General features: G+C 72.0%; 28 protein-coding genes. 17 read left to right on the top strand and 11 right to left on the bottom strand.

From position 1 onward, the window contains the following. The first annotated feature begins 2 nt into the window (after positions 1–2). The 6 genes from EXE44_RS07725 (at position 3) to EXE44_RS07700 (ending at position 5,186) form a co-directional block, all read left to right on the top strand. Entirely contained in the window at positions 3–1,181 is a 1,179-nt protein-coding gene (locus tag EXE44_RS07725; protein ID WP_137716658.1) for a mechanosensitive ion channel family protein, read from the top strand. Next, positions 1,178–1,795 (top strand): HemK2/MTQ2 family protein methyltransferase, encoded by a 618-nt coding sequence (locus EXE44_RS07720; protein ID WP_137716657.1) that lies wholly within the window; start codon positions 1,178–1,180, stop codon positions 1,793–1,795. Before EXE44_RS07725 ends, EXE44_RS07720 begins: the two co-directional genes overlap by 4 nt. Before the next feature lie 75 nt (positions 1,796–1,870). Next, the gene (locus EXE44_RS07715) at positions 1,871–2,887 is read left to right on the top strand and encodes a 5-methyltetrahydropteroyltriglutamate--homocysteine methyltransferase (RefSeq protein ID WP_137716656.1); all 1,017 of its coding nucleotides are present in this window, start codon (positions 1,871–1,873) and stop codon (positions 2,885–2,887) included. Next, positions 2,887–3,960 (top strand): methionine synthase, encoded by a 1,074-nt coding sequence (locus EXE44_RS07710; RefSeq protein ID WP_137716655.1) that lies wholly within the window; start codon positions 2,887–2,889, stop codon positions 3,958–3,960. Before EXE44_RS07715 ends, EXE44_RS07710 begins: the two co-directional genes overlap by 1 nt. A 154-nt stretch (positions 3,961–4,114) precedes the next feature. Next, positions 4,115–4,321 (top strand): hypothetical protein, encoded by a 207-nt coding sequence (locus EXE44_RS07705; RefSeq protein ID WP_053770670.1) that lies wholly within the window; start codon positions 4,115–4,117, stop codon positions 4,319–4,321. A gap of 115 nt (positions 4,322–4,436) precedes the next feature. After that, on the top strand, positions 4,437–5,186 hold the full coding sequence (locus tag EXE44_RS07700) for a sugar phosphate isomerase/epimerase (RefSeq protein ID WP_137716654.1): 750 nt from the start codon (positions 4,437–4,439) through the stop codon (positions 5,184–5,186). Between the two features lie 6 nt (positions 5,187–5,192). Here EXE44_RS07700 and EXE44_RS07695 read toward each other — a convergent pair whose 3' ends face one another. The 3 genes from EXE44_RS07695 to EXE44_RS07685 all read right to left on the bottom strand — a co-directional run bounded on the left by EXE44_RS07695 (position 5,193) and on the right by EXE44_RS07685 (position 8,550). Then, on the bottom strand, positions 5,193–6,029 hold the full coding sequence (locus EXE44_RS07695; protein ID WP_137716653.1) for a hypothetical protein: 837 nt from the start codon (positions 6,027–6,029) through the stop codon (positions 5,193–5,195). Positions 6,030–6,104: 75 nt separating this feature from the next. Beyond that, on the bottom strand, positions 6,105–7,358 hold the full coding sequence (gene eis / locus EXE44_RS07690; protein WP_137716652.1) for an enhanced intracellular survival protein Eis: 1,254 nt from the start codon (positions 7,356–7,358) through the stop codon (positions 6,105–6,107). A gap of 91 nt (positions 7,359–7,449) precedes the next feature. Further along, entirely contained in the window at positions 7,450–8,550 is a 1,101-nt protein-coding gene (locus EXE44_RS07685) for an NADH:flavin oxidoreductase/NADH oxidase (RefSeq protein WP_137716651.1), read from the bottom strand. A 113-nt stretch (positions 8,551–8,663) separates the two neighbouring features. Here EXE44_RS07685 and EXE44_RS20710 point away from each other — a divergent pair, with 113 nt between their 5' ends. Then, positions 8,664–8,825: a hypothetical protein gene (locus EXE44_RS20710; protein WP_173229912.1), complete on the top strand. Its 162-nt coding sequence runs from the start codon at positions 8,664–8,666 to the stop codon at positions 8,823–8,825. Positions 8,826–8,893: 68 nt separating this feature from the next. Here the strand turns inward: EXE44_RS20710 and EXE44_RS07680 are convergent, their stop codons facing one another. From EXE44_RS07680 to tbsP, 6 genes are all read right to left on the bottom strand, one after another. Next, positions 8,894–9,469 (bottom strand): response regulator, encoded by a 576-nt coding sequence (locus EXE44_RS07680; RefSeq protein ID WP_137716650.1) that lies wholly within the window; start codon positions 9,467–9,469, stop codon positions 8,894–8,896. A gap of 311 nt (positions 9,470–9,780) precedes the next feature. Further along, positions 9,781–10,311, bottom strand: a complete 531-nt coding sequence (locus tag EXE44_RS07675) for a response regulator (protein ID WP_137716649.1) — start codon at positions 10,309–10,311, stop codon at positions 9,781–9,783. A 255-nt stretch (positions 10,312–10,566) separates the two neighbouring features. Next, on the bottom strand, positions 10,567–11,844 hold the full coding sequence (locus tag EXE44_RS07670) for an aminotransferase class V-fold PLP-dependent enzyme (protein ID WP_137716648.1): 1,278 nt from the start codon (positions 11,842–11,844) through the stop codon (positions 10,567–10,569). Positions 11,845–11,945: 101 nt separating this feature from the next. Beyond that, positions 11,946–12,284, bottom strand: a complete 339-nt coding sequence (locus EXE44_RS07665) for a cupin domain-containing protein (protein WP_137716647.1) — start codon at positions 12,282–12,284, stop codon at positions 11,946–11,948. 85 nt (positions 12,285–12,369) lie between these two features. After that, the gene (locus EXE44_RS07660) at positions 12,370–14,061 is read right to left on the bottom strand and encodes a YcaO-like family protein (RefSeq protein WP_137716646.1); all 1,692 of its coding nucleotides are present in this window, start codon (positions 14,059–14,061) and stop codon (positions 12,370–12,372) included. Positions 14,062–14,183: 122 nt separating this feature from the next. Beyond that, a complete protein-coding gene (tbsP, locus tag EXE44_RS07655) occupies positions 14,184–15,005 on the bottom strand; it encodes a transcriptional regulator TbsP (protein ID WP_137716645.1) in 822 nt (273 codons plus the stop codon). 232 nt (positions 15,006–15,237) lie between these two features. Between tbsP and glyA the strand changes: the two genes are divergently transcribed. From glyA to EXE44_RS07625, 6 genes are all read left to right on the top strand, one after another. Further along, the gene (glyA, locus tag EXE44_RS07650) at positions 15,238–16,485 is read left to right on the top strand and encodes a serine hydroxymethyltransferase (RefSeq protein ID WP_137716644.1); all 1,248 of its coding nucleotides are present in this window, start codon (positions 15,238–15,240) and stop codon (positions 16,483–16,485) included. A gap of 77 nt (positions 16,486–16,562) precedes the next feature. Further along, on the top strand, positions 16,563–16,973 hold the full coding sequence (locus EXE44_RS07645) for a DUF3054 domain-containing protein (RefSeq protein WP_137716643.1): 411 nt from the start codon (positions 16,563–16,565) through the stop codon (positions 16,971–16,973). 190 nt (positions 16,974–17,163) lie between these two features. Next, positions 17,164–17,427: a hypothetical protein gene (locus tag EXE44_RS07640; protein ID WP_137716642.1), complete on the top strand. Its 264-nt coding sequence runs from the start codon at positions 17,164–17,166 to the stop codon at positions 17,425–17,427. Between the two features lie 92 nt (positions 17,428–17,519). Next, positions 17,520–18,521, top strand: coding sequence for an ornithine cyclodeaminase family protein (locus tag EXE44_RS07635; protein ID WP_137716641.1), 1,002 nt, complete (start codon positions 17,520–17,522; stop codon positions 18,519–18,521). A gap of 36 nt (positions 18,522–18,557) precedes the next feature. Next, entirely contained in the window at positions 18,558–19,100 is a 543-nt protein-coding gene (locus EXE44_RS07630) for a metallophosphoesterase (RefSeq protein ID WP_137716640.1), read from the top strand. 94 nt (positions 19,101–19,194) lie between these two features. Next, positions 19,195–20,916, top strand: a complete 1,722-nt coding sequence (locus EXE44_RS07625; RefSeq protein ID WP_137716639.1) for an aldehyde ferredoxin oxidoreductase family protein — start codon at positions 19,195–19,197, stop codon at positions 20,914–20,916. 27 nt (positions 20,917–20,943) lie between these two features. Here the strand turns inward: EXE44_RS07625 and EXE44_RS07620 are convergent, their stop codons facing one another. Both EXE44_RS07620 and EXE44_RS07615 read right to left on the bottom strand, forming a co-directional pair. Continuing rightward, positions 20,944–22,593 carry a GAF domain-containing protein gene (locus EXE44_RS07620; RefSeq protein WP_394348226.1) on the bottom strand — a complete coding sequence of 550 codons (1,650 nt, stop codon included), beginning with the start codon at positions 22,591–22,593 and terminating at the stop codon, positions 20,944–20,946. 2 nt (positions 22,594–22,595) lie between these two features. Continuing rightward, positions 22,596–23,375 (bottom strand): DUF5806 family protein, encoded by a 780-nt coding sequence (locus tag EXE44_RS07615; protein ID WP_137716637.1) that lies wholly within the window; start codon positions 23,373–23,375, stop codon positions 22,596–22,598. Positions 23,376–23,464: 89 nt separating this feature from the next. On the opposite strand from EXE44_RS07615, the gene EXE44_RS07610 reads away from it, so the two are divergent. The 4 genes from EXE44_RS07610 (at position 23,465) to EXE44_RS07595 (ending at position 26,116) form a co-directional block, all read left to right on the top strand. Continuing rightward, positions 23,465–23,833 carry a universal stress protein gene (locus EXE44_RS07610; RefSeq protein ID WP_137716636.1) on the top strand — a complete coding sequence of 123 codons (369 nt, stop codon included), beginning with the start codon at positions 23,465–23,467 and terminating at the stop codon, positions 23,831–23,833. After that, positions 23,830–24,420, top strand: coding sequence for a GNAT family N-acetyltransferase (locus EXE44_RS07605; RefSeq protein ID WP_137716635.1), 591 nt, complete (start codon positions 23,830–23,832; stop codon positions 24,418–24,420). Before EXE44_RS07610 ends, EXE44_RS07605 begins: the two co-directional genes overlap by 4 nt. Before the next feature lie 50 nt (positions 24,421–24,470). Continuing rightward, positions 24,471–25,094: an adenylate kinase gene (locus EXE44_RS07600; protein WP_053770690.1), complete on the top strand. Its 624-nt coding sequence runs from the start codon at positions 24,471–24,473 to the stop codon at positions 25,092–25,094. Between the two features lie 116 nt (positions 25,095–25,210). Then, entirely contained in the window at positions 25,211–26,116 is a 906-nt protein-coding gene (locus EXE44_RS07595) for a DUF106 domain-containing protein (RefSeq protein ID WP_137716634.1), read from the top strand. The last annotated feature ends 16 nt before the right edge of the window (positions 26,117–26,132 follow it).

The raw sequence follows: 26,132 nt of genomic DNA, 5'->3' as shown, positions 1-26,132 counted from the left end.
CGATGACGGGCTGGGTCGGCCTCGTGACGGAGCTTCAGCGCGCGCTCGCGGGCAACGCCGAGCGGTTCGCCGCCTCGGTCGGGATCGTCGCCGCGGTGCTCGGGGTCCGGCTCCTCACGCGGCGACTGCGGAGGGGAGACAGGGAGCTCAGCTCGACGCAGCGGCTCCTGCTGTCGGCGGGCGTCGGCGGCGCCACGGCGCTGGGCGCGATCACGCTGATCGCGGTGTGGGACCAGAGCGGCGCCCTCTTCGAGACGGCCCGGTCGGCGCTGAGCGCGAACCAGCTGTCGAACGTCGTCCTCGCCGTGCTGCTCTTGGCGATCGCGTACGCGCTCACGGACTTCCTCGGGGGCGTCATCCGCGAGATCGGCGCCGAGAGCGCCTCGATCTCGCAACACCAGCAGGAGGTCATCCTGCGGATCACGCAGCTGAGCGTCTACACGTCCGCGATCCTCGCCGTCGTCGGCCTGTTCACCGACAACGTCGGCAGTCTCCTCGTCGGCGCGGGGTTCCTGGGTATCGTGGTCGGCATGGCGGCGCGGCAGACGCTCGGCGCGATACTGGCCGGGTTCGTCCTGATGTTCTCCCGGCCGTTCGAGGTCGGCGACTGGGTGGTGATCGGCGACCACGAGGGGACCGTGACGGAGATATCGATCATGAGCACGCGGCTGCGGTCGTTCGACGGCGAGGTGATCACGATGCCGAACGACGACGTCCGGTCCGGGTCGATCGTCGACCGGTCGCGCCGGAACCGGCTGCGGATCGAGATCGAGGTGGGCGTCGACTACGACACCGACGTCGAGCGCGCGGCCGCGGTGGTCGAGGAGGCGGTCGCGGGCGTCGAGGACGTCGCCGAGATGCCCGAGCCGAACGCCGTGACGAAGCGCTTCGGCGACTCGGCGGTCGTGTTGGGGCTCCGGTACTGGATCCGCAACCCGAGCATGCGCAAGCGCTGGCGGACCCAGACCGCCGCGATGGGCGCGATGAAGGACGCCCTCGAAGACGAGGGGATCGTCATCCCGTTCCCGCAGCAGACGCTCTCCGCCCGCACGGAGGGCGCCTCCGGCCCGCAGCTGGACGCCGCGGTCGAGGGGCGCGCGGCGACGCGCGGCGGCTCGGCCGACGCGGCCGACGCGGACGGGGCGTCGACCGACGGCGACGCGGTGGAGGGCGACCGATGAGCGGCGACGGGAGCGGGGGCGGCGGCGGAAACGGAAACGACGACGGCCTCGCGGCGCGGCGCGGCGTCGACGACGCGGTCGTCTACCAGCCCGCGGAGGACTCCGGCCTGCTCGCGGAGGCGGCGGTCGCCGAGGCGCACGGCCGCGTGCTGGAGGTCGGCACCGGGTCGGGGTGGGTCGCCGAGCGGATCGCCGAGGAGCGCGGCCTCGACGTGGTCGGGACCGACCTCAACCCGCACGCCGCGCGTCAGGCCCGCGAGCGCGGCGTCGAGGCGGTCGTCGCCGACCTGCTCTCGCCGTTCCGCGCGGACGCGTTCGACACGGTGTGTTTCAACCCGCCGTACCTGCCCACCGACCCCGACAACGAGTGGGACGACTGGATGGAGCACGCGCTCTCGGGGGGCGAGTCGGGCCGCGACCTCATCGAACCGTTCCTCGCGGACGTGGGGCGCGCGCTCGCGCCGGACGGCGTCGTCCTCCTCCTCGTCTCCTCGCTCACCGGCTACGACGAGGTGCTCGACCTGGTCGACGAGGCCGGCTTCGCGGCCGAGCCGGTCGTCGAGGAGTCGTTCCCCTTCGAGACGCTCACGGTGCTGGCCCTCCGCCGGGCGTAGGCCTCCGCGGCGGATTACTATAGGGCATAAAACGTATTAGCAAATATTATACGACGGCATATCCAACGGACGGTGATGACCGAACGTGTCGCGGCGACGCCGGGGCTGTATCCGCTCCCGGACCGGGCGAAAGAGACGCTCTCCGACCTGAAGGGCCACCAGAAGGGGGACCTCCTGAGCGGCGACGAGGGCGAAGCGATCGTCGCGGAGTACGACGAGGTGCGCGCCGAGTACGTCGACGACCAACTCGACGCCGGCCTCGACCTGATCTCCGAGGGGCAGGGCCGCTGGGACGACATGATCGCGCACCCGCTGACCGTCAGCGACGCGGTCGAGACCGGGGGGATCGTCCGGTACTACGACAACAACAACTTCTACCGCGACCCGCGCGTCGTCGACGACCTCCGCTTCTCCGGCGACGTGGCGGACGAACTGACGGACGCGGCCGACCTGCTCGCGGCCGCCGACGGCGGCGACGACGCGTCGCTCGCCGCGACGCTCCCCGGCCCGTACTCGCTCGCGGCCCTCGCGACCGACGAGCACTACGGCGACGAGGCCGAGTTCCAGGCCGCGGTCGCCGAGTTCCTCGCGGGCGAGGTCGAGGCGTTCCCGGCCCACGAGACGCTGTTCCTCCTCGAACCGTCGCTCGTCACGGACCCGCCCGCCGAGGGCGACGAGTCGACGGCGACGGACGCCATCGCGACGGTCGCCGACGCGACCGACGCCGACGTGGTCGTCCAGACGTTCTACGGCGCGCTCGGCGAGAAGCTGTACGCCCACCTCGTCGACGAGGCGGGCGCGGACGCAATCGGGCTCGACCTCGTCGCCGGCGACCGCGACGACACCGTCTACAACGTCCAGGAGTTCGGCTCGACCGACTCGCTGTCGCTCGGGCTCGTCGACGGGCAGAACACGCTCGTCGAGGAGGCCGAGACGGTCGCGGAGCGCGTCGAGTGGTTCGAGTCGCAGATCCCCCTCGAAGGGTTCGAACGGACCTACCTCACGCCGAACACCGAGCTGTTCTACCTGCCGACGAACAAGTACCGAGAGAAGCTGAACGCTCTCGCCGCCGCCGCGGAGGTGCTCGACTGATGGTCCGAAACCCCGAAGCGAACCGCGACCAGTTCCGCCCGGACGACCACCCGAACGAGACGTTCCTGCTGTCGACCGTCGTCGGCTCGTATCCGAAGCCGAAGTGGCTCAACCGGGCGGACGAGCTGGTGGCGGACCCCGACTCGAAGTTCGACGAGTCTGACCTCGAAGAGGCCCACGACGACGCCTGTCGGCTCATCACGCACGAGCACGAGCGCGCCGGCCTCGACACGGTCGTCGACGGCGAGATGCGCCGCAACGAGATGGTGGAGTTCTTCGCCGACCGCATCGACGGCTACGAGTTCAACGGGCCGGTGAAGGTGTGGGGCCACAACTACTTCGACAAGCCGAGCGTCGTCGAGGAGGTCGAGTACGACGAGCCGTGGCTGGTCGACGAGTTCGAGTTCACCTCGAACGTCGCCGAGCGCCCGGTGAAGGTCCCGATCACGGGGCCGTACACTCTCGGCTTCTGGGCGTTCAACGAGGCGTACCCCTCGACCGAGGAGCTCGTCTACGACCTCGCGGACCTCGTCAACGAGGAGGTCGAGAAGCTGGTCGAGGCGGGTGCCCGCTACATCCAGATCGACGAGCCCGCGCTGGCGACGACCCCCGAGGACCACGCCATCGTCGGCGAGGCGCTCGAACGCATCGCCGCCGGCATCCCCGAGGAGGTCCGGATCGGCCTCCACGTCTGCTACGGCGACTACTCGCGGGTGTACCCCGAGATCAACGACTACCCGATCGACGAGTTCGACCTCGAACTGTCGAACGGCGACTACGAGCAGATCCCCGTCTTCGAGGAGCCGGAACTGGAGCCGGACCTCGCGCTCGGCGTCGTCGACGCCCACACCGCCGAGGTGGAGTCCGTTGAGGAGATCAAGCGGAACATCCGGCAGGGCCTGCGCGTCGTGCCGCCGGAGAAGCTCACGATCTCCCCCGACTGCGGGCTGAAGCTCCTCCCGCGCGACATCGCGTACGGCAAGACCGAGAACATGGTCACCGCGGTCCGCGAGGTCGAGGCCGAGATCGATTCCGGCGAGATCGACCTCGAGAACCCGATCGCGGACGACTGAGGCGCCGTCGACGGTTCGCCTCGGGACCGCTCCCGTGGCTCGGTCCTTCTGTGGCGCTCCGGGTCGGCGATACCCCTCCGAAACCCCCGACCGCTGCGAGCGCGGTCGGACCGAGGCCAAACGTTTCGTACCGAGACCACGTACGGTTCTAACCGTGAACGCCGTTCGGCTGCTGGCGAACCCCGCCGTCCGATGGGCGATCGCGTTCCTCTACCTCGGCACGTCGCTGACGCTGCTCGTCGGGCTCGGCGACCTCCCGAGGGCGGACCAGATCGCGGTGACGATCGCCTGCGTGATCGGCTTCTTCGTGGTTCCGATCGCGTTGAAGGGGTACGTGGACTCCGCGCCGGACCGGTACTGACGGACGCGGGTCCCGGCGGCCGAGCGATCGGGGCGCGTCGCGGCCGCGCTCGGTCCCGACCGCGCTGCGGAGCCCGCGCCACTATTTATAAAACCGCGCCGACCCCACCACCGACATGGAGATCGGTCTCACCGTCGGCGACGACCTCGGCCGCCTCGCGGCGTCGCCGACGCGGTTCGACTTCTGCGAGGTCGGGGTCGGCGAGCCGACGCTCGTCCCCGGCGAGATCGACCCGGAGCGGCTGACCGACGCGCTCGCCGGTCGCGACCTGCTCGTCCACCTCCCGTACAGCCAGCGGCTGGCGACGTACGTCCCCGAGGTCAACGACGCCATCGTCGACTACCAGCGCCGGCTGCTGGAAGCCGTCGGCGACCTCGGCGCGGAGAAGGCGGTCATCCACGCCACCTCCGCCGACCGCGACGACATCGAGTTCCGCGAGACCGCGGCCGAGCAGCTCCGCCGCGTCGCCGACGCCGGCCGCGAGGCGGGCGTCGAGGTCGTCGTCGAGAACGTCGGCCACCAGCACGCGGGGCTCCAGCTCTCCGTCCTCGGCGACCTCGCCCGCGAGACCGACACGCCGGTCTGCTTCGACGTTGGCCACGCCTACATGGAGGGCGGCAACAAGGCGATAAAGCGGTTCCTCCGGAGCCACGGCGACCGGGTCTCGCACCTCCACTGCCACGACGCCCGCCGCCGCGGCGACACGCACCTCCCCGTGGGCGCCGGCGAGGTCGACTACGACCTCGTCGCGTCCGAACTCGCCGGCTTCGACGGCACGGTCGCGCTCGAAGTGTTCACCGACGACGAGGCGCTCCTCGTCGACTCCGCGGAGCGCGTCGCCGACCGGCTCGGCGCCTCCTTCTGACGGGCGTCAGTCCGCCCAGTCGTCGCCCTGCCCGTCCGCATCGTCGTCCGCGCTCGCGTCGTCGTCCGCGCTCGCGTCGTCTGCGTCGTCGTGCGCATCGTCGGCCTCGACCGCCTCCGCGTCGGTCTCGTCCCCCGCAGCGTCCCCGTCGATCTGGCGCTTTATCGACTCCAACTCGGACTCGACGTCCACCTCCGGCGGGTCGTCTTCGGCCGCCTCGCTCTCGGCGTCGTCGCCGCCGTCGCCGGGCTCGGTCACGTCGATCTGGACCGGGCTGTCGTCGTTACGCCCGGCGTCCGGCGCGCTCCGGGATCCGTCCTCGTCGCCGCGGCCCCGGTCGCGGTCGCGCCCGAGCCGGCGGTCCCGGGCGGCGTCCGCCTCGCGGCGCCCCTCGTCGATCCGGGACTCGATCTCCGCGGTGAGGTCGCGGGCGTCGGCGATGATCGACCGGGAGGCGGCGTCCTCGGGGAGGTCGGCCTCCGAGAGCGCGGTGCGGAGCTCCGAGAGCGACCGGGCGAGCCCGGCCGTCGCGCCGTCGCGGACGTCGGCGAGGCGGTCGCCCGCGCCCTCGGTCCCCTCGGCGACGCTCCGGCCGGGGTCGGCGAGCCGGAGGGTGCCCCGGAGCAGTTCCAGCGACTTGATCGTCGTCTCCAGCAGCGCGATGACCGTCGGGATGGTGTACTGTTCGGTGAACCGCACCAGCTCCGAGAGCCGGGGCGGCCGCGGCGGCCCGCGGCGGTCGCGCTCGCTCTCCCGGAGGTCGGCGCGGAGCTCGCCCAACACCGATTCGAGCTCGTCGAGCCGCTCCTCGAGGTCGTCGTCGCGTCGGTCGCGGGAACTCATGCCGCCTCGTAGGCGGGCCGCGAATAAAAAGCCCGGCAGCGCCGCGTGGCGCCCCGATCGGTCGCGGCGCGCCGCTCAGAACCCCTCGCGCAGGAACGTGCGCCGCGGCGGGAACAGGGCGGCCAGGTCGCCCGCGAGGCCGTCCGGGGCGCCGCTCGCGAGGTCGAGGTCGGCGTGCGCCCGGAGGTCGTCGAGGTCGCGGTAGCCGGCGTACAGCTGCGAGAGCGCGCCGATCCCGGCCGTCACGTCGACCGCCGTCGCCCCGGGAGCGCCGTCCTCCTCGGGGGCGACCCGCTCGGCGGCGACCTCGCCGTCCCCCACGGTCACCCGGATCGGTCGGTCGTGCCAGCCGACGAGCGGGTCGTCGACGCCGAGCGTGAACGCGGTTTCGAGCTCGGGGTCGGGCGCCAGCGCGGGCAGCGCGTCGGGGACGTCGACGAGCCGGAACATGGGGCCGGCGCGGACCTCCTCGGTCACCGCACGCGGGTCGTCGACGCGGTCGAGGAGGCTCACGTCTGCGGGAAGCCGGAGCCGGACGCGCTCGACCTGCGAGTCGTGGTCGCGACAGAACCGGAAGACGCGGTCCCAGTCGGCGGGGTCGGCGACGGCGGCGTCGGAGACGACCATCGCGCGCCCGTCGCCGTCGTCGCGCTCCTCGAAGGTGTACGAGAGGAGCGCCTTGAGGTCGCCGCCGCGCTCGAAGCCGTAGACGTACGGGTCCGTCTGCCACCCCCGGAGGGTGCGCTCGCGCCACCACGCCTCGGTCCGCGCCATCGTGAAGTCGTAACGCTCCGCGGTCGCGGCCAGCAGGTCGGCGGCCGCGCCGTGGTCCTCCTCGCCGAGCCGCCGGAACCGCCCCGCCTCGTCGCTGCCGTCGCTCTCCTCGGCTGCGAACGCCAGCTGCTCGGGGGGCGTTTTCACCCATCGATACCGGTTCACCGTCCCCCAGCCGTACCGGCGGTAGAACGGGTGTTCGAAGGGCCACAGCGCGGAGAAGCGCACCCCGTCGTCGCGGTACTCGGTCAGCGACTCGCGGAGGAGGCGCTCGATGTGCCCGTTGCGCCGGTGCTCGGGCGGCGAGGCGACCGCCGAGAGGCCGGCCACGTCGCGGTCGCGTCCCCGGATCCGGAGCGAGAAGTCGTGGTGTCCGCACACCGCGACGGGCTCGTCGCCGTCGAACAGCCCCCGGTACTCCGCGAGGTGCTCGCGGTCGTCGTCGTCCTCCTCGGGGTCGTACGGCCCCTCCTCGGGCGAGAAGGCGTAGCGCATGAACGCGCTGAACTCGTCGCCGCGCTCCTCGGGGAAGGGCCGGTAGTCGAGGTCGCCCATACGCCGTCGGCGCCCGGGAGCCTGATAAGCCTTCCCGGCGCCTGCGGGTGGTTCTCATCCCCCAGCGCCGGCGCTCGCCCGGACGCCTCGCTCAGTCGAACTGACCGCGCCGGTACTGGACCGGCCACTCGGCCTGCTCGCCGAGCTCGTGGGCGGCCTCCAGCGGCCAGTACGGGTGGCGGAGCATCTCGCGGCCGAGCGCGACGAGGTCGGCCCGCCCGTTTCGCACGAGCGCGTCGGCGTGGGTCGGCTCCGTGATCCCGCCGACCGCGGCCACGGGCACGTCGGTCCCCTCGCGGACCGCCTCGGCGTAGGGCACCTGGTAGCCCGGTCCCGCGCTCGGGATCTCCTGGTCCGGGTGGATCCCGCCGCCGGAGACGTCGATCAGGTCGGCGCCCGCCTCGGCCAGCAGGGGGGCCAGCCGGACCGAGTCGTCCACGTCCCACGAGTCGCGGTCGGGGAGCCAGTCGGTCGCGGAGATCCGGACGAAGATCGGCTTGCCGTCGGGCCAGACCTCGCGGACGGCCGCGACGACCTCCCGGAGGAGCCGGGTGCGGTCCTCGAAGCTCCCACCGTACTCGTCGTCGCGGTCGTTGGTGACCGGCGACAGGAACTGGTGAAGCAGGTAGCCGTGGGCCGCGTGGACCTCCGCGACCTCGAAGCCGGCGTCGCGCGCCCGCTCGGCGGCGGCCACGAAGGAGTCGATCACCGCGTCGATCCCGTCTCCGTCGAGCCGTCGGGTGTCGGCCAGGTCCCCGTCGTCGACCTCGGAATGCGGGTACGGCTCGCCGGTGGCGGAGACGGTCTGCCAGCCCGCGGGCTCGTCGGCGGGGATGGGACCGCCCCCCTCCGCGGGCGGGCTGTGGGAGCCCTTCCGCCCGGCGTGGGCCAGCTGGATCCCGGGCGTCGCGCCCTGCGACCGGACGAACTCGACGATCGGCTCGATCGCCTCGGCGTGCTCGTCGGACCAGATCCCGAGGCAGTTCGGCGTGATCCGGCCGCGGGCCTCGACGGCGGTCGCCTCGGTCATCACGACGCCGGCGCCCCCGGCGGCGCGGGCGCCGAGGTGGACGCGGTGCCAGTCGTTCGCCAGGCCGTCGTCGGCGGAGTACTGGCACATCGGCGACAGCATCACCCGGTTTCGGAACTCTGTGTCGCGGAGCGTAAGCGGCGTGAACAGCGTGTCAGTCACGGGTCGACGAACGACCCCCGCCACGTAAGGCCCTCCGATCCCCCGCGCGGATCGCCGCCTGTGGTTTAGGCCGACCGAAATCTATAACACCGCCGGCCCCTGAGCGGGTTGTAATGACAACGGGAGACCGGATCGAGCGGGACGCCGAGTCGGCGACCGACGAGCGGCCGACGGTCGCCGCGACCCGCTGTTCGCAGGACCGGACCGTCTTCGCAGAACAGGGCAACACCGACGCGTGGATCGCGACCGACCTCACGGTCGAACTCGAACGGTAACGAACCTCCTCTCGCCGCTCGCGCCGCCGCGGCGGCTCCGCTTCCGGCGCCGTCCGGCGCCCCCGAGTTCACTCCTCGGAGCGGAGCGTCCCGCCGCCCCCCGGCGTCCGCGGCGTCGACCCGGGCGCCCGATCCGTGACGCTCCCTCCCTCGCGGCGCTCGGCGACGAGCGCGCGGACCCGATCGAAGAGCGCGTCGTACCGACCGCGGTCGGCCCGCTTCTCGAAGTAGGCGTCCGCGCCGGCGCCGAACGCCGCCGCCTCCTGATCCTCGCTCGGGCACGTGGTGTGGAAGACGACCGGGACCCCGTACCCCGCGTCGCGCAGCCGCTCGGTGAGGGCGACGCCGTCACCGCCGGGGAGTCGCTGTTCGGTCACGACGCAGTCGACCGCGACCCGCTCGCCGCCGACCTCGACGCCCGTCTCGACCGCGTCGACCGCCTCGGCGAAGCCGTTCACGGAGCGCACCCGAACGCCGTCGGCGTGCCGCAGCGAGAACGCCTTCAGGAGTTCCGTGGTGTACGGGTCCGGATCGACGTGGAGCAGGCGGACGGGCCGGTCGACGGCGCCCCGCCCGCCGTCGGTACCGATCACCCCGTCCGATCGGGAATCCGACGCGGGCGACGGCCGTACTGAGTCCTTCATCTGTCCGGGACACCGATCCGAGGTCGCCCGCCGTTTCCGGTGGGGATCCCCCGTTCGACACCCGGTGTCCCGGTCGCGCGTCTCGGACGCTCGTCCGGAACGCCGTCCGGCTGGTCGCCGCGTCCCGTCCGCGGTCGCCCCGTAGCCGTGGGTCGGTCCGTCGTCATGGATCGGCGGACGCACCCCTTCCACGTATTACCGGGCGACGGTCAACCCGGATCTCCCCGGATTAACTTCGTTTTACACTCCGCCGTCGGGGTCGAACACGGGACGCGAGGCGGGATGCGGGCCGACGCGGTTCGGGGGACGCGTCAGGCGAACAGGTCGCGCGCCTCCCGATCCCCGTCGACGACCGTGCGGATCCGATCGAGTATCGAACCGAAGCGGCCGCGTTCGGACCGCTTCTCGAAGTACGCGTCCGCGCCGGCGCCGAACGCCGCCGCCTCGCACTCCTCGCCCGAACACGTCGTGTGAAAGACGACTGGGACCTCGTGGCCCGCCTCGCGGAGCCGTCCGGTGAGGCCGACGCCGTCGTCGTCGGGGAGCCGCTGCTCGGTCACGACGCAGTCGACTTCGACCCGCTCGCCGTCGACCTCGACGCCCTCCTCGACCGCGTCGACGGCGGCGGCGGCGCGCTCCACGGACCGGATCCGGACCCGTTCGGTGAGCCGCGTCGCGAACGTCTCCAGCAGTTCAGCGGAGCGCGCGTCGGGCTCGACCTGGAGGACGGTGATCGGCTCGTCGGCCTCCGTCGCGGGCCCGTCTGCTGTCTGTGCTGATCGGTCGGCGGCTGCGTTCGTGTCCGCCTGCGCGTCGGACGGCGGAGATGTGTGGTCGGTCATTCGTTTGGCGGCGGGCGACGACTCGGCGAAGCGCAACGTACTACGCGAGTTGTGATATTTCTTCGAACAATAATTGCCGGAGTGGTTTAATAATAATTGTGCGATCACCGTTGTCACGGCGCCTACGCCGATTATTCGGTGGTATCACCGAATACGCACCGAGCGGCTCCCCGACGGTGCGGGCGGCGCGTTGCCGAGTCGCGTTCGCGTCCGCGTATCCGACCGCGGCGGCGGGTCGGTGGGGCCCCGGCCCGCTCAGGCGAACAGGTCGCGCGCCTCGCGGACCGCGTCGACGAGCGCGTCGACCTCCTCGACGGTGTTGTAGAAGTAGAAGGAGGCGCGCGCGGTGGCGGCGACGCCCATCTCGTCGTGGAGCGGCTGGGTACAGTGGTCGCCGGCGCGGATCGCGACGCCGTAGTCGTTGAGGATGCTGGAGAGGTCGTGGGCGTGGACGCCCTCGACGTTGAACGAGACGAGCCCGCCGCGGTCGTCGCCCGGCGGGCCGTATATCTCGACGCCGCCGAGCGCCGTCAGCTCGTCGTAGGCGTACTCGGCCAGCAGGTCCTCGTGGGCCTCGATCCGGTCCATGCCGACCTCGTCGAGGTACTCGATGGCGGCCGCGAGGCCGACCCCCTGCGCGATGGAGGGCGTCCCGGCCTCGAACTTCCACGGTAGGTCCTCCCAAGTGGAGTCCTCGAAGGAGACGCGGCGGATCATGTCGCCGCCGTAGAGGTACGGCTGCATCTCCTCTAAGACCGCCTCGCGGCCGTAGAGGGCGCCGATCCCGGTCGGGCCGCACATCTTGTGGCCGGAGAAGGCGAGGAAGTCCACGTCCAGCGCCTGTACGTCGACCGGCCGCGTCGGCACCGACTGCGCGGCGTCGGCGAAGATGTAGGCGTCGTGGTCGTGGGCCATGTCGGCCAGCTCGCGGATCGGGTTCACCGTGCCGAGCGTGTTGGACACGTGGACGACCGAGACCATCTCGGTGTCGTCGTCGACGAGCTCGGCGGCGTGGTCCATGTCGAGCCGCCCCTCGTCGGTGACATCGATGAAGCGCACGTCGGCGCCCGTCCGCTTGCCGATCTGCTGCCAGGTGACGAGCGAGGCGTGGTGCTCCATCTCCGAGAGGACGACGTTGTCGCCCGGGCCGAGCTCTTCGAGCCCCCACGCGTAGGCGACGAGGTTCATCGCCTCGGTCGTGTTCTTGGTGAAGACGACCTCCTCGCGGCCCGCGGCGCCGATGAAGTCGGCGACCGCGTCGTGGGCCTCCTCGTAGGCGACGGAGGCCTCCTGGCTCAGCTGGTGGATCCCGCGGTGGACGTTGGCGTTGTAGCTCCGGTAGTAGTCGGCGATGGCGTCGACGACCGGGTCGGGGGTGTGCGAGGTCGCCGCGTTGTCGAGGTAGACGAGGGGGGTGTCGTCGCCCTCGCCCTCCCCGGCGGTCTCCGGGTCCCCGCCGACTTTCCGGTCGAGGACCGGGAAGTCGGCGCGGAGCGCCTCCACGTCGAACGGGTACTGTTCTTGAACTCCCATTACCCGTTATCGGGCCCCGAGCACTAACACACCTTCGGTCCGGTACGTCTTGCGGGTACCGCGGACGCGCGGAACGCCGCGATCCGCCGGGGCTCGCCCCGCTACTCCCCCCAGTCCGGATTCGCCCGCGGCGGCGAGAAGATGTCGAAGCCGACGACGGGCTCGTCGGTCCGGTTCTCGGCCGCGTGCGGCTCGCCGCCGGGGATCACGTACGTGTCGTCGGGGCCGACGACGCGCTCCTCGCCGTCGACGAGGAACGTCAGCCGGCCGGCCGTGATCACGCCGATCTGCTCGTGCGGGTGGTCGTGTTCGGGCACGCCCTCGCCCGGGTCGATCTCGAACCGCTGGATGCTCGTGTCCTCGCCGACGGCCCCCTGCGTGAGGAACACGCCGTCGACCGCTTCGACCGCCTCCGCGTCCGCGTCGGGTGCGACCTCCATACGCGCTCCGGCGGTCCGGAGGCACCTAAATCCGCGGGGACGGGCAGCCGGTGCCGGGGGCGACGCCGGCGCCGCCTCAGGGCTCTCACGGGAACGGGTGGTACGGGCGGTCGAGCGCGGGCTCGAACCCCATCGACCGCGGCACCTCGCGGGCGCGGTCGCCGAAGAACGGGTCGCCGGTGAACAGCGGCTGCGCGCCGGGCACCAGCACGCGGACCGCCTCGAACCCCAGCGACGCGAGGTCGCGCGTCGTCACCCGCGCGACGTACGGGTCGAGCCCGACGGCCTCGACGCGGTCGACGACGGCGGCGAGCTCGGCCTCGCCCGACAGCGCCGGCTCGCCGAGCCCGTCGGTCGAGACGGTCGCGTCCGGGTCGAAGAACGCCGCGGTCTCGGCGGGGCGGTCGGCGTGGTGACCGATCGCGGCGCCCTGCTCGTCGGCCGCCTCACGGCCCATCGAGCGGAGCTCGGTCCAGTTCTGGAGCGCCTCCGCGAGCGCGCTCCGGGCCGCCGCGGCCGGGTCGAGGTCGGCGCCCGACCCTGCGGCGAACCGCGGCCAGTCGCCCTCGCGGCCGACGCCGACGGCGACGACCGGCACGTCCACGTCGGTCGTGACGAGCAGCGCCGTCACCGACAGCGACTCGGCGCGCGCCCGCTTCTCCAGCTCGGCGAACCCGGGGTCGTCGACGTCGAGCCCGAGCGGCTCCGTCGTGGAGTACCAGCTGGTCATCGTCGCGTCGCGCTCGACCGCCTCGTAGAGCCCGGAGAGCGCGGCGTCGGGGCCCGAGCTCCCGAGCCCGAGCCCGGTCGTGATCGCCGGGCGGTACCGGCGCTCCGGTGGCGGGAAGTGGACGAACTCCGCCGGGAGGCTCGCCGGCTCGCCGGTCCCGAGCCGCTCGCCCCGAACCCACGGGAGCCGGTCGTCGCGGCCGTACGCCTCGGCGCTCTCGGGGCGCACGAACGCGTCCGGCGTGACCGGGTTCGGGACGTTCGCGGCCGGCGCGCGCGTGAACGCGGCCTCGCGGTAGACGCCGGCCGCGTACCGCTCTAGCCCCTCGCCGAGCGCCTTCATGAACGCGGCGTCCCAGTCGGCTGCCGCGCCGCCGCCGAAGTCGGCCGCGTCGCCGTCGGAGAAGGGCGTCGTGTCCGCGACCCGCGCGACGTAGTACGGCAGCGGGAACGACTCCTGCTCGCCGACCTCGCTCAGCGCGCCGACCCGCGGGTCGACCGCCCGCTCCGCGCGGTCGAGCGTCTCTCCGAGGTCGCGGTCGGCGTGCTCCCGCGGCAGCGCGTCGCCGGGGTCGGCGCCGCAGCCGCACCCGGGCGCCGGGAGGAGCGTCCGCTCGCCGCCCGGCACCTCGACGACCGTGTCCGCCACCGGGTCGCCGGCGAGCAGTCGGATCGCCCGCCGGCCGGCCACCGCGCCGGCGTAGCGCACGGCGGAGCGGCGGCCGGTCGGGGCGTCGGCGGGCTCCGCGCCGCCGCTCTCGACCCGGGCGCGCAGGCAGTCGTAGCAGGCGTCGTCGAAGACGGTCACCGCCGCGTCGAGGTCGGCGAGCGGGACGCCGCCGAGCCCGCCCACCTCGACGGCGACCCACCGGTCGAGCAGCTCGTTCGCGGTCGCGAACGCCGCCGACCCGGCGGTGTCGACGACGACCGCGAGGTCGAACCCGTCGAGCAGCTCCGCTTCCACGGGCATCGCGTTCACGTCGACGTCGCCGAGCGCGGCCCCGGCCGCCTCGACCGCGGGGCCGTCGCCGACAAGTCCGATATCCATACCCCGTGGACGCGAGGCGGCGGAAAAAAGCCGCGGGTCCGCGGCGCGGGAGGGCGGACGGAGAAGAACGCTCGGGGACGCGAGGAAAGGGACGAGAGGCGGCGGTCGGACGGGCGGCCCGCTCAGGCCGGCGTGGCCGCCATCATCTCGGCGGCCTCGGCGGCGAGGTCGGCGGCGTCGACCCCTTCGAGCCGCTCGTCGCCGAGCTTCAGGCGGAGCCGGGGGCGGCCGACGTCGATCGGGACCTTCTCGGTGTCGATGATCCCCAGGTCCTCCAGGCGCGTCTTCGTGCGGGAGAACGTCGCCTTCGAGGCGATCCCGACGTCCTCGCCCCACTTCGAGATGTCGTAGAGGAGCACGTCGTTCTTCGCCGCGACGAGCAGGGAGACGGTCACCTCGTCGAGGTCGGCGCCGTCCTCGCCCTCGGTCGCGTCGAGGACGGCGTCGAAGTCGGCGCGGGCCTCCTCGCCGATCTCCGACGCCATCGTCTCGCGGACCCGGCTGATCGCCGGCGTGCGGAGCGTGTACGGCTCGGCGTCCTCGAACGCGCCGCGGTGGGACTCGTACACTTGGTCGACGAACTCGCCGTCGTCGGTCGAGAGCGCGGCGACGTCGTCCCCGGCGGTGACGAGCGCCACGACCCGAGAGGGAGAGACGAACAGCGCGTTGTCGACCTCGCCGTCCAGCACCCGGAGGTCCAAGGCGCCGTCGGCCACGAGGTCGGCCGCCCGGGACGCGACGACGAAGTCGTCCATGACGTCCTTGAGGGTGCGCTCGTCGGCGAGCATCGACAGCTCCGGGAGGTCGTCCCGCCCGACGGCGGTCTCGACCAGCGATACGATCGTCTCCGCGGAGGGGTCCACGACGAGCAGCTCGTCGTCGCCCCCGGCGAAGGCCGCTTCGAGCGCCGCCTCGACGTCGGCCGCCAGTAAATTCGATACCATCTGTCTCTCGGTATAAAAGCCGGTTGCGTATTTAATATTAACGGGATTCATGGTTCGGACAACTCACGTAGGAGGCCTCAAAAGGCCGAAATCGCCCGATCAGCCCCGACGGCGATCGCCGGTCGATCGGCGTCTCGACGGTCGCCATCGTTGCCGGGTGCGCGACCGATCGGCGGCGGGGTGCCGCGGCGGCGACGGAAGGATTAATGCGCGGTCGCGCCCGGGTTCGCACATGGACCACGAGCACGTCCGGGAGGTCGACCCGGCGGTCGCCGACGCGCTGGCCGGGGAGCGCGACAGACAGGAGCAGACGCTGGCGATGATCGCCAGCGAGAACCACGTGAGCGAGGCGGTACTGGAGGCGCAGGGCAGCGTCCTCACCAACAAGTACGCCGAGGGCTATCCGGGGTCGCGCTACTACGCCGGCTGCGAGTACGCCGACGAGGTCGAGGAGCTGGCGATCGAACGCGCGAAGGAGCTGTGGGGCGCCGACCACGTCAACGTCCAGCCCCACTCCGGCACGCAGGCGAACCAGGCGGTGTACTACTCCGTCCTCGAACCCGGCGACAAGATCCTCTCGCTGGAGCTGAACCACGGCGGTCACCTCTCGCACGGCCACCCCGCGAACTTCACGGGGCAGCTGTACGACGTCGAGCAGTACGAGGTCGACCCCGAGAGCGGCTACATCGACTACGAGGGGCTCCGGGACACCGCCGAGTCGTTCGACCCGGACATCATCGTCTCGGGCTACTCCGCGTACCCCCGCACCGTCGACTGGGAGGAGATCCAGGCGGCCGCCGACGCGGTCGACGCCTACCACCTCGCCGACATCGCGCACATCACCGGCCTCGTCGCCGCCGGCGTCCACCCTTCGCCGGTCGGCGTCGCCGACTTCGTCACCGGCTCGACCCACAAGACGATCCGCGCCGGCCGCGGCGGGATCGTGATGTGCGACGCGGAGTTCGCGGACGACGTCGACTCGGCCGTCTTCCCCGGCGGGCAGGGCGGCCCGCTGATGCACAACGTCGCCGGCAAGGCGGTCGGCTTCAAAGAGGCGCTCCAGCCCGAGTTCGAGGCGTACGCCCAGCGGGTAGTCGACAACGCCGAGGTGCTCGCCGAGACGCTTCAAGAGCACGGCCTCTCGCTGGTCTCCGGCGGCACCGACAACCACCTCGTGCTCGCCGACCTGCGCGACTCGCACCCGGACCTCTCGGGCGGCGAGGCCGAGGACGCGCTGGCGGCCGCGAACATCGTCCTCAACGGGAACACGGTCCCCGGCGAGACGCGCTCGCCGTTCGACCCCTCCGGGATCCGCGCGGGCACCGCCGGGCTCACGACGCGCGGGTTCGACGCGGACGCGATCGAGGAGGTCGGCGACCTGATCTACCGCGTCGTCGACGACGCCGACAGCGACGACGTGATCTACGAGGTCGGCGAGCGCGTCGTCGAGCTCTGCGAGGCCCACCCGCTGTACGAGTGACGACCCGGCGCCGTCGCGGGGCCGGGCCGCGTCGACGAATCCGTGCGTAAAAGTGGGGGCGGCCCGCAGGGGTCGGTATGGACGCTCCGTCGTTTCTCGCCGCTCGCCTCGACCGCGACGCCGCCCCGCTGGTCGTCGGCGACGTGATCGCGTTGATCCTACTCTTGACCGTCGGGACGCTCAACCACCAGTCGGTCGCGTTCCTCACCGCCAACCCGCTGTACCTCCCCGGCGTCTACGCGCCCTTCCTGATCGGCTGGGCGGCGGTGGCGCCGCTCGTCGGCGCCTACTCCGCGGGCGCGGCCGAGACGGCGAAGTCGTCGGTGCCGCTCGTCGTCAGGTCGTGGATCCCCGCGGCGGTCGTCGGGCTGGCGCTCCGCGCGTTCGTCTTCCGCGGCGGCGCCGAGATCACCTTCGCGGCCGTCATGCTCGTGCTGGGATCGCTCGCGCTCGGCGGCTGGCGCGCGCTCTACTTCCGACTGCGGTAGCCCCCGCGTTCCGCCGCCGACTCCGGCGACCGACCGCGCCGCCCCTTTCTACCCGTCCGACCGACACGGCTGCCCGGGTCCCTCGCGCGGCTCATAAGTTATGAGTTACATCTGTGTGTCCACGTCCGAACCGCCTGCGAACCGCGAGAAAAATTTAATACGAACGGTCCAATTAGTATTCAACGACAGCATGGCTGGATACTACGACTACGTCCTTGGGCTCATTCCGGGCGCGTTGATCGGTGTGACCGCCTCGCTCACGCTGGTCGGGCTGTCCCTGACCGCCGCGCTCCCGGTCGGCGCCGCGGCCGCGGGCGCGGTGATGGCTCACGCGATGTTCGTCCGAAATCCAGTCGCGGGCGAGGTCCCCGCACGCCGGTCGCTCGACGGGGATGCCGGCGAGCGCTCCGGCGGATCGGCGACCGGCGGCTCCTCGGCGGGCGCCGTCGACTGAGCTCGGCCGCCCGGCCTCCGCGGTCCGGGCCCGTCGTCCCGACCGCTCCCGCGTCCTGTACCGTTTAGTCCCCTCGCCGCGAGTGGTCGGGTATGACGGAGACCCTGTTCCTGTCGAGCGGCGACGTCGACGACCTCGCGGAGCCGGCCGACTACGTCGCGGCGGTCCGCGACGCGTACCGCCAGGTGGGCGAGGGCGCGCCGGCCGAGCCGCGGACGAAGCTGTTCAACCGCGAGCCGCCGGGCATGCTCACCACCTACGCCGCGGTCCTCCCGGAGACGGGCGCGATGGGCGGGTACACCTACTCGGCGGGGTTCGGCGCGGGCGACGCGTGGTTCATGACGCCGCTGTTCGACGCCGAGTCCGGCGAGCCGCTCGCGCTGCTCGACGGCGCGTCGATGAACCCGTTCAAGACCGGCGCCGCGGGCGCTGTCGCGGTCGACGCGCTCGCCCGCGACGACGCGACCGAGCTCGCCGTGGTCGGCAGCGGCGCGCAGGCGCGCGGGCAGGTCGCGACGACCGCGACGGTCCGCGAGTTCGAGGCGGTCCGCGTCTTCTCGCCGACCGCGGAGAACCGCGAGTCGTTCGCCGCCGACTTCGACGAGCGACTCGACGCCGACGTGTGGGCGGTCGAGAGCGCGAGCGACGCGCTGGCGGGCGCCGACGTGGTGATCACCGCGACGACAGCGAGCGACCCCGTGATCGCCGACGCCGACGTGGAGCCGGGGACGCACGTCACGGCGATGGGCCAGTACCACCCGGAGAAGAACGAGCTGCCGCCCGAGCTGGTCGCGCGCGCCACCTACGTCCCCGACCTCCGAGCGCGCGCGACGCAGGACGCCGGCTCGTACCTCGCCGCGGTCGCGGCCGGCCTGATCGAGGAAGGGGAGGGGATCGCGGCCGACCTCGGCGCGGTCGTCGCGGGCGACCACCCCGGCCGGACGAGCGACGAGGAGGTGACCGTCTTCGACTCGGGCGGGACCGGAGTGGAGACGGTCGCCGCCGCCCACATGCTGTACGAGCGGGCGAGCGACGCCGGGCGGGGCGAGATCGTCGACTTCGCGCCCGCGAGCGAGGCGCTGACCGGCGAGTAGCCGGAGGTTGAAGTGGCCTGCCGGCGTTCGGCCGGTATGCTCGTTGGGATCGTCTCCGACACGCACGACGACCTCGCCGCCGTCGAGGCGGCCGTCTCGCTGTTCGAGCGCGAGGGGGTCGACGCCGTCGTCCACTGCGGCGACTTCGTCGCGCCCTTCTCCGCGACCCCGTTCGACGCGGGCTTCGACTTCCACGCGGTCCGCGGGAACAACGACGGGGAGTGGGCCGTCGAGTCGACGGTCGAGGAGTTCGGCACCTACCACGGGGAGGCCGCCGCGCTCTCGTTCGACGGCGCGGGGAGCGGCGACGCGACCGGCGACGACGCGGTCGACGTCGCGGTCACCCACGGCACGAGCGGCCTCGTCGTCGACGCGCTCGTCGACTGCGGCGACTACGACTACGTGTTCCACGGCCACACCCACGCGCACGGCGTCGAGGCGCGGGGCGGAACCGTCCGCGTGAACCCCGGCGGCCTCCCCATCCCGGTCGAGGGCGCCGACGACGCGTTCCGGGTCGCGACGCTCGACACGGCGGAGTCCGGCGTCGACGCGGTGACGCACCACGTCCTCGACGGCTGACGGCGCCCGGCGACCGGCGGCGCCGTTCGACGGCGGCGCGGCGCGCGTCGCCCCCACCCCGAGTTTTATCGCCGCTCGCTCGCTCCGTACCTGTATGAGACACGCGCAGGGACCGCTCCTCACGATCGACCTGACAGAGCGGACCGCGTCGACGACGCGGATCGACGACCGGCTCGCGTCGTTCGTCGGGGGCCGCGGGCTCAACACGTCGCTCGCGTACGACCGGATCCCGTTCGACGCCGACCCGCTGGGGCCGGAGAACCGCCTGTTCCTCTCGACGGGGCCGATGCAGTACTCGACGACCTCCTACACCGGACGCATGGCCGCCACGGGCCTCTCGCCGCTCACGAACGGCCTGCTGTCGTCGAACGCGGGCGGGTTCCTCTCGCGGAACTTCACCGGCGCGGGGTACGCCGCGGTCGAGCTGGTCGGCGCGAGCGACGACCTGCTCGCGGTCCACGTCCGCGAGATCGGTCCGGACGGCGAGCCGGACGTGACGTTCGAAGAGGTCCCGGACCTAGCGCAGGCGGAGGTGTCCGCCGTCTCCGACCGCCTCGCGGAGACGCACGGCCTGGAGCCGGAACACGTCGCCTGCGTCGGCCCCGCCGGCGAGAACGAGGTGCGGTTCGCGTCGGTGATGACCTCTGACACGCGGGCGTTCGGGCGCGGCGGGCTGGGCGCGGTCCTCGGCTCGAAGGGCGTGAAGGCGCTCACGTTCGACGGCGAGGCGGAAGTCGACCTCGACCTCGACTGGCCCGACGCGGCGGGCGAGGTCCACCGCGAGGCCGCGACCTCCGACTCGATCATGAAGCGGCAGGGGACGACGAGCGTGACGGAGCTGGCCAACGAGGTGGACGCGCTCCCCGCCTACTACTTCGCCGAGACCTCCTTCGAGGGCGTCGAGGGCATCTCCGGCGACCGCGTCGAAGAGAAGAAGTACAAGAAGGGGACCTGCTCGCAGTGCGCGTTCGCCTGTAAGCTCCCGACCCGCGACGAGGCCACCGGCGTCGAGACGGAGGGGCCCGAGTTCGAGACCGTGATGGCGTTCGGGTCGAACGCGGGCGTCGACGACATCGTCGACGTGATGGCCGCCAACGAGCTGTGCGACGAGCTCGGGATGGACACAATCTCCTGTGGCGACGCCGTCTCGATGTTCCTCCGGAGCGAAGACGAGTTCGGCAACGCGGAGCTGGTCCGCTCGCTCGTCGAGCAGATCGCCTACCGCGAGGGCGTCGGCGACAAGCTCGCGGAGGGCGTCCACCGCGCCCACGAGGAGTTCGGCGCCGACGACTGGACGGTGAAGGGGATGGCCTTCTCCGGCCACGACGGCCGCGCGCTCAACGGACAGGGGCTCGCGTTCGCGACCGCGAACCGCGGCGCCGACCACATGTACGGCGAGTTCTACCCGTACGAGTACCCCCTCGTCGACCCCGACGAGGCGTTCGATCCCGAGGGGCTGTCGGGGAAGCCCCCGAAGCTCGTCGCGAAGGAGAACCGCAACGCGGTGCTGGACTCCGCGGTCGTCTGTAAGTTCTCGCGGGGCACCGTCACCGACGACCGGCTCGCCGCGCTGCTCGACGCCGACTACGACGCACTCCAAACGCTGGGCGCCCGGATCGTCGAACTGGAGCGCGCGTTCAACAACGCCCGCGGCTTCGACCGCGCGGACGACACGCTCCCGTACGCCGACGCGATCGAGGGGTTCGACGCGGCGCTGTCGGAGTACTACGCGCTCCGCGGCTGGAACGACGACGGCACCGTGCCCGGACATGGCGACGGGATCGACCCGGCGAGCGCGGCGCCCGCCGACGACTGACGGCGGGCGCTCGCGGACGCGACCGCGTCAGTCGGCCGTCTCGTCGGTGTTCCCGGCCGAGACCACGTCGACGCCGCGGAACTCGAACCGCGCGCCGCCGTCGCCGTCGCCGAGTTCGACCGTCCACCCGTGCGCCTCCGCGACCTCGGCGACGATCTTCAGCCCGAATCCGGTGCCGTCGGGATCCGTCGTCACGCCCGCCTCGAACACCGACTCCCCGTCGGCGGGGTCGATCCCCGGGCCGTCGTCCTCGACGTAGAAGCCGTCGCCGTCGGGCAGGGAGCCGACCGTGACGGTGACGCCCGGACCGACGTGCGTGACCGCGTTGACGAAGAGGTTCTCCAGCGCCTGCCGCAGGCGGCTGCGGTCCGCGGCGACGACGGCGTCCGTCTCGACCGCGAGCGTCGCGTCCTCGGTGTCGACGGTCTCCCAGCACTCCGCGACGAGGTCGGCGAGGGGGACCGGCTCCGTCTCGTCGATGCCGGCCCCCTGCCGGGCCAGCGCGAGCAGGTCCTCGATGAGCGCGTCCATGCGATCCAGCGAGCGCTTCACCGCGCTCAGCTCCGCGACCTCTATCGACTCCTCGGCGAGCCGGTCGGCGACCATCTCGAGGTTGCCGGTCGCGACGTTGAGCGGGCTCCGGAGGTCGTGTGAAACGAGGCTGGCGAACTCCTCCAGGCGGTCGCGCTCGCGGGCCACCTCCGCCTCGCGGCGGCGGAGCTGTCGCTCCCGCTCGATGCGGACGAGCACCATCGTCACCGTCGCCGCCCAGATGCGCGCGATCGCCAGGTCGGACTCGGAGAAGACGTCGGGGACCGTGGCGCCGACGTTCAACACGCCGTACCGGCCGAGCGGGACGACGAGCTCGCTGCGGATCGTCGCGTCCTCGGTGTACCGGTCGGGGTCGTCGGCGACGTCAGCCACGTAGGTCGGCTCGCCGCTCTCGAAGACCTCCCAGGTGATGCTCTGCCCCGCGGCGTCGAACGTCGGATGGTCGCCGACCACGGCCTCGGCGGTCTCGGTCCAGACGACCGGTTCAAGCGCGTCGCGCCGCTCGTCGTGGAACCAGATCGCGGCGATGGGGTGGCCGAGCACGTCGTCGACGTACGACACCGCCGCCTCGGCGGCCGTCTCCCTGTCCGTCGTCTTCAGCAGCTCCCTGGTCGCCTCGTGGAGCGATTCGAGCGTCTCCGTGCGGCGCCGGAGCGCCAGCTGTTGCGTCCGCTCGTTCGAGACGTCTATCGCGGTGACGACCGCGTACGAGTCGCCGTCGAGCCCGAAGGCGCCGACGCTGACGCGGACCGGGATCAGGACGCCGTCGCCGCGGCGCACGACGAGCTCGAACCCGTCGGCCAGCGACCGGGACTCCCCCGCGCGCACCGCGTCGACCAGCGCGGCGACGGTGTCGCCCGAGTCGCCCTCCCCGTCGTCCGTCGCCTCCCGGGCGGGCTCGGCGTCGCCCCGGTCGGCGTCGAGGGCCGCGGTCGGCGCGACGTCGTCGAGGTCCACCTCCGCCGGGTCCTCGAACACGGCGGTGACCGACCGCCCCGAGAGCTCCGCCGGGTCGAGCCCGAAGACGGCCTCGACGCTCGGCGTGCCCGCGCGGACGACGCCGTCGCCGTCGACGACGAGCGTCGGGTCCGGGGTCGCGTCGATCGCCTCCGGGAAGCTGTCCATCGTCACTCCTCCGGCTCGTGGACGTGACCGCACTCCGGGCAGCGCACCTCCTCGCCCCGGAGGTCCGCCGAGGAGGCGCGCACGTCGCGCATCACCTCGCTGATCTTGTCTTCGGCCTCCAGCTCGTCCGCGACGGCGAGGTCGACGCCCTCCACTTCGAGGAGGAACTTCGCGACCTCCGTCACCTCGTACATCATCTCGTCTAAGTCCTCGGCGGTGAAGAAGCCGGACATCGCGCCGTAGAGGAACGTCGCGCCCGCCTTCGTCACCTTCTCCTCGAAGGAGTAGCGCGCCTGGTTGACCGCCTGCGGGGTGTAGGTGTCGGTCATGAAGGGGACGAGCTCGGGGAGGTTCTCGCCGATCTTCGTCATCTCGACGCCGGTCTCCGTGCGGAAGTCGGCGCAGAGGCGCGCTATCGCCCACTCGCGGGCCGTGATGTACGTCCGGTCGCGGAGGAACTCGTTGACGCGCTCGTAGCGCGCCCCGTCCATCTTCTGGAACCGCTCGTACTTCCTGACGTCGCGGGGCACGTCCGACGCGTCGCCGTCGCCCTCGCGGTCGTCCGTCGCGCCGCCGGCCGCCGCGTTCTCACCGTCCGTCGCGTCGTCGGCCGCCGCGTTCTCATCGTCCGTCGCGTCGTCGGCCGCCGCGTCCCCGTCGGGGGCCGTCGGGTCTCCGCCGGTCGCTTCACCGCCGTCGCCGCTCTCGGGGGGGCTGCGGTCAGCGGCGTCGTCGCCGGTCCCGTCGGCGTCGTCGGCCGCGGGACCGGTCTGGTCGCTCATACGTTTGAAACCCCGCGGGCGGGCAAAAGCCTTGTCGGTGGCCGGACGCCGGAGATCCACTTTTGTACCGCCGCGTGGAGGGATGGGGCATGAAAGTGCTCTGCGGGATCGGCGGCAGCGACGACTCGTTCCGCGCGCTCGACCGGACGGTCGAGCGCGCGGCGGTCGCGGACGACGACCTGACCATCGCCGTGGTCGACAACGAGGACTCGTCGGTCGCTCCGGGCGACGTGATGGACCGCGCCCGGGAGGCGGTCGACGACGCCGAGATAGACGCCGAGGTGCGGCGCGTCGAGGGCGACCCGGGGAGCCGGCTGGTCGAGATCGCGGAGACCGAGGGGTTCGAGGAGATCGTCCTCGGCGGCGGCCACACGAGCCCGATGGGGAAGATCACGATCGGGTCGATCGCGGAGTTCGTCCTGTTGAACGCCAAGACATCGGTGACGCTAGTCAGATGAGCGACCGAGGCTACCCGGACGCGGTGGCGGACGAGTTCCCGCCGCCGCCGACCGCGTTCACGGACCGCGAGGACCGCGAGATCGAGATCCGGCCGTACGAGGGGGACGACGCGGCCCGCGAGGCGCTCGTCGAGATGTACGACGCCTTCGACCCGGCCGACCGCGCGCAGGGGATCCCGCCGGGCGGGGAGGAGCGCATCCGCGAGTGGCTCGGCGCCATCCTCGGCGACGACTGCTACAACGTGATCGCCTGGTGCGGCGACGAGGCGGCCGGCCACGCGACGCTCGTGCCCGACGGCGACGCCTACGAGCTTGCGATCTTCGTCCACCAGGAGTACCAGCGCGCCGGGATCGGCACCCACCTCATCCGCGGGCTGCTCGGGCACGGGCAGGCGAACGGCGTCGCGAAGGTGTGGCTCACCGTCGAGCGGTGGAACCGCGCCGCGGTCTCGCTGTACAAGAAGATCGGCTTCGAGACCTCGGACGCCGAGAGCTTCGAACTGGAGATGGGGCTGCGGCTCCGCGCCGACGAGGCGGCCGCGGAGGGGGCCGGCGGATCCGCGGGCGAGGCCGACGGCGACGAGTAGGGCTGGCCGGAATCTTCAAGCCTTTAGGGGCGGCCCGCGACCGCTCCGGTATGAGTCACCGAATTCTGCTGTTGGGGGCGCCCGGCGCCGGGAAGGGGACGCAGAGCGCGAAGCTCGCCGACGAGTACGGCGTTGAACACGTCACGACCGGCGACGCGCTCCGCGCGAACAAGGAGATGGAGACGGAGTACGGGACGCCCAAGTCGTTCATGGACGCGGGCGAACTGGTCCCGGACCCGGTCGTCAACGAGATCGTGAAGGCCGCGCTCGAGGACGCCGACGGGTTCGTCCTCGACGGCTACCCGCGCAACCTCGACCAGGCCGAGTACCTCTCTGAGATTACGGACCTCGACGCGGTCGTCCTCCTCGACGTCGACGAGGAGGTGCTCGTCGACCGCCTCACCGGCCGCCGCGTCTGTGACGACTGCGGCGCGAACTACCACGTCGACTTCCAGCCCCCGGAAGAGCCCGGCGTCTGCGACGAGTGCGGCGGCGACCTCGTCCAGCGCGAGGACGACACCGAGGAGACGGCCCGCGAGCGCCTCGAAGTGTTCTACGACAACACCGAGCCCGTGGTCGACCACTTCCGCGACGAGGGCGTTCTCGTCGAGGTCGACGGCGAGGCGACCCCGGACGAGGTCTTCGAGCGGATCCGCGACGTCGTCGAGAACTGACCCGGCGCGTCGAAGGGCGACGCGCCCCGGCGCCGCGAACCGACCCGCGTCGCCTCGGGTCGATTCGAGCGCCGATTCTACAAGCTTCTTAACCGTCGACCGCTAATCGGCCGGTAATGAGCAAAGTCGAACGGCGAGTCCGCTCGCTTGTCCGCGAGGACGGCGAGATGCGGGACGCCATCCAAACCGTCCTCGACAACGCCAGCGGCGGCGAGGTCCGCTGGGTCGACGTTCGCGACGAGATCACGAGCGGGCAGTGGGGCCGGCTCATCGAGAAGGAGATCCTCGTCGACGGCGAGGAGGGGTTCGCCCTGGCCGACCGCGACTGCATCGAGGCCGGCATGGAAGACGACGACGGGGGCGGCGGCGACGTGGAGACGCCCGAGACGACCAGCTGGTCGAAGTGGGACAAGCTCGCCGGGCTGGCGACCGTCGGCGCGTTCGTCGGCTACGCGGTCCCGCCGGTCCGCGACGCGATCGCCGGCGCCATCGACGTGGTCCTCGGCCCGCTCCTGAACATCGTCCCGTTCTACGTCGTCATCATGGTCATCGCGCTCGGCACGGGGCTGTACTCGACGCTCCTGCGCGCCGGGCTCATGGACATGGAGAAGATGGGCGCGTATCAAGAGCGGATGAAGGACATCCAGGAGCGCCGGAAGGAGGCCGAGAAGCGCGACGACGACGAGGCGCTCGACCAGATCCAGGAAGAGCAGATGGAGGCGATGGGCGACCAGCTCGGCATGTTCAAAGAGCAGTTCCGCCCGATGGTGTGGATCATGTTCCTCACCATCCCCGCGTTCCTCTGGATGTTCTGGGTGATCGGCTACCGCGGCTCCGACGCCGCGTACCCGGCCGTCGCCGCCCAGGAGCTCGTCGTCCCGCTCGCCGGGACCGTCACGTGGGACACGGGGATCGTCGGCCCGATCCAGATGTGGATCCTCTGGTACTTCCTCTGCTCGATGGCGTTCACGCAGCTCGTCCAGAAGAGCCTCAACATCGAGATGTCGCCGTCCTCCTCGTAGGCGACGCTCCGAGCTC

The sequence above is a fragment of the Halorubrum sp. SS7 genome (genome assembly GCF_005435055.1).
Taxonomy (GTDB): Archaea; Halobacteriota; Halobacteria; order Halobacteriales; family Haloferacaceae; genus Halorubrum; species Halorubrum salinarum.
Note: the sequence above shows the minus strand (reverse complement) of the source record. Positions and strands in the feature narration are given on the sequence as shown.

Coding starts and splice junctions, on each gene's coding strand:
- EXE44_RS07725 (WP_137716658.1), top strand. CDS start 3: ATGACGGGCTGGGTCGGCCTCGTGACGGAGCTTCAGCGCGCGCTCGCG.
- EXE44_RS07720 (WP_137716657.1), top strand. CDS start 1,178: ATGAGCGGCGACGGGAGCGGGGGCGGCGGCGGAAACGGAAACGACGAC.
- EXE44_RS07715 (WP_137716656.1), top strand. CDS start 1,871: ATGACCGAACGTGTCGCGGCGACGCCGGGGCTGTATCCGCTCCCGGAC.
- EXE44_RS07710 (WP_137716655.1), top strand. CDS start 2,887: ATGGTCCGAAACCCCGAAGCGAACCGCGACCAGTTCCGCCCGGACGAC.
- EXE44_RS07700 (WP_137716654.1), top strand. CDS start 4,437: ATGGAGATCGGTCTCACCGTCGGCGACGACCTCGGCCGCCTCGCGGCG.
- EXE44_RS07695 (WP_137716653.1), bottom strand. CDS start 6,029: ATGAGTTCCCGCGACCGACGCGACGACGACCTCGAGGAGCGGCTCGAC.
- eis (WP_137716652.1), bottom strand. CDS start 7,358: ATGGGCGACCTCGACTACCGGCCCTTCCCCGAGGAGCGCGGCGACGAG.
- EXE44_RS20710 (WP_173229912.1), top strand. CDS start 8,664: ATGACAACGGGAGACCGGATCGAGCGGGACGCCGAGTCGGCGACCGAC.
- EXE44_RS07680 (WP_137716650.1), bottom strand. CDS start 9,469: ATGAAGGACTCAGTACGGCCGTCGCCCGCGTCGGATTCCCGATCGGAC.
- EXE44_RS07675 (WP_137716649.1), bottom strand. CDS start 10,311: ATGACCGACCACACATCTCCGCCGTCCGACGCGCAGGCGGACACGAAC.
- EXE44_RS07670 (WP_137716648.1), bottom strand. CDS start 11,844: ATGGGAGTTCAAGAACAGTACCCGTTCGACGTGGAGGCGCTCCGCGCC.
- EXE44_RS07665 (WP_137716647.1), bottom strand. CDS start 12,284: ATGGAGGTCGCACCCGACGCGGACGCGGAGGCGGTCGAAGCGGTCGAC.
- EXE44_RS07660 (WP_137716646.1), bottom strand. CDS start 14,061: ATGGATATCGGACTTGTCGGCGACGGCCCCGCGGTCGAGGCGGCCGGG.
- tbsP (WP_137716645.1), bottom strand. CDS start 15,005: ATGGTATCGAATTTACTGGCGGCCGACGTCGAGGCGGCGCTCGAAGCG.
- glyA (WP_137716644.1), top strand. CDS start 15,238: ATGGACCACGAGCACGTCCGGGAGGTCGACCCGGCGGTCGCCGACGCG.
- EXE44_RS07645 (WP_137716643.1), top strand. CDS start 16,563: ATGGACGCTCCGTCGTTTCTCGCCGCTCGCCTCGACCGCGACGCCGCC.
- EXE44_RS07640 (WP_137716642.1), top strand. CDS start 17,164: ATGGCTGGATACTACGACTACGTCCTTGGGCTCATTCCGGGCGCGTTG.
- EXE44_RS07635 (WP_137716641.1), top strand. CDS start 17,520: ATGACGGAGACCCTGTTCCTGTCGAGCGGCGACGTCGACGACCTCGCG.
- EXE44_RS07630 (WP_137716640.1), top strand. CDS start 18,558: ATGCTCGTTGGGATCGTCTCCGACACGCACGACGACCTCGCCGCCGTC.
- EXE44_RS07625 (WP_137716639.1), top strand. CDS start 19,195: ATGAGACACGCGCAGGGACCGCTCCTCACGATCGACCTGACAGAGCGG.
- EXE44_RS07620 (WP_394348226.1), bottom strand. CDS start 22,593: ATGGACAGCTTCCCGGAGGCGATCGACGCGACCCCGGACCCGACGCTC.
- EXE44_RS07615 (WP_137716637.1), bottom strand. CDS start 23,375: ATGAGCGACCAGACCGGTCCCGCGGCCGACGACGCCGACGGGACCGGC.
- EXE44_RS07610 (WP_137716636.1), top strand. CDS start 23,465: ATGAAAGTGCTCTGCGGGATCGGCGGCAGCGACGACTCGTTCCGCGCG.
- EXE44_RS07605 (WP_137716635.1), top strand. CDS start 23,830: ATGAGCGACCGAGGCTACCCGGACGCGGTGGCGGACGAGTTCCCGCCG.
- EXE44_RS07600 (WP_053770690.1), top strand. CDS start 24,471: ATGAGTCACCGAATTCTGCTGTTGGGGGCGCCCGGCGCCGGGAAGGGG.
- EXE44_RS07595 (WP_137716634.1), top strand. CDS start 25,211: ATGAGCAAAGTCGAACGGCGAGTCCGCTCGCTTGTCCGCGAGGACGGC.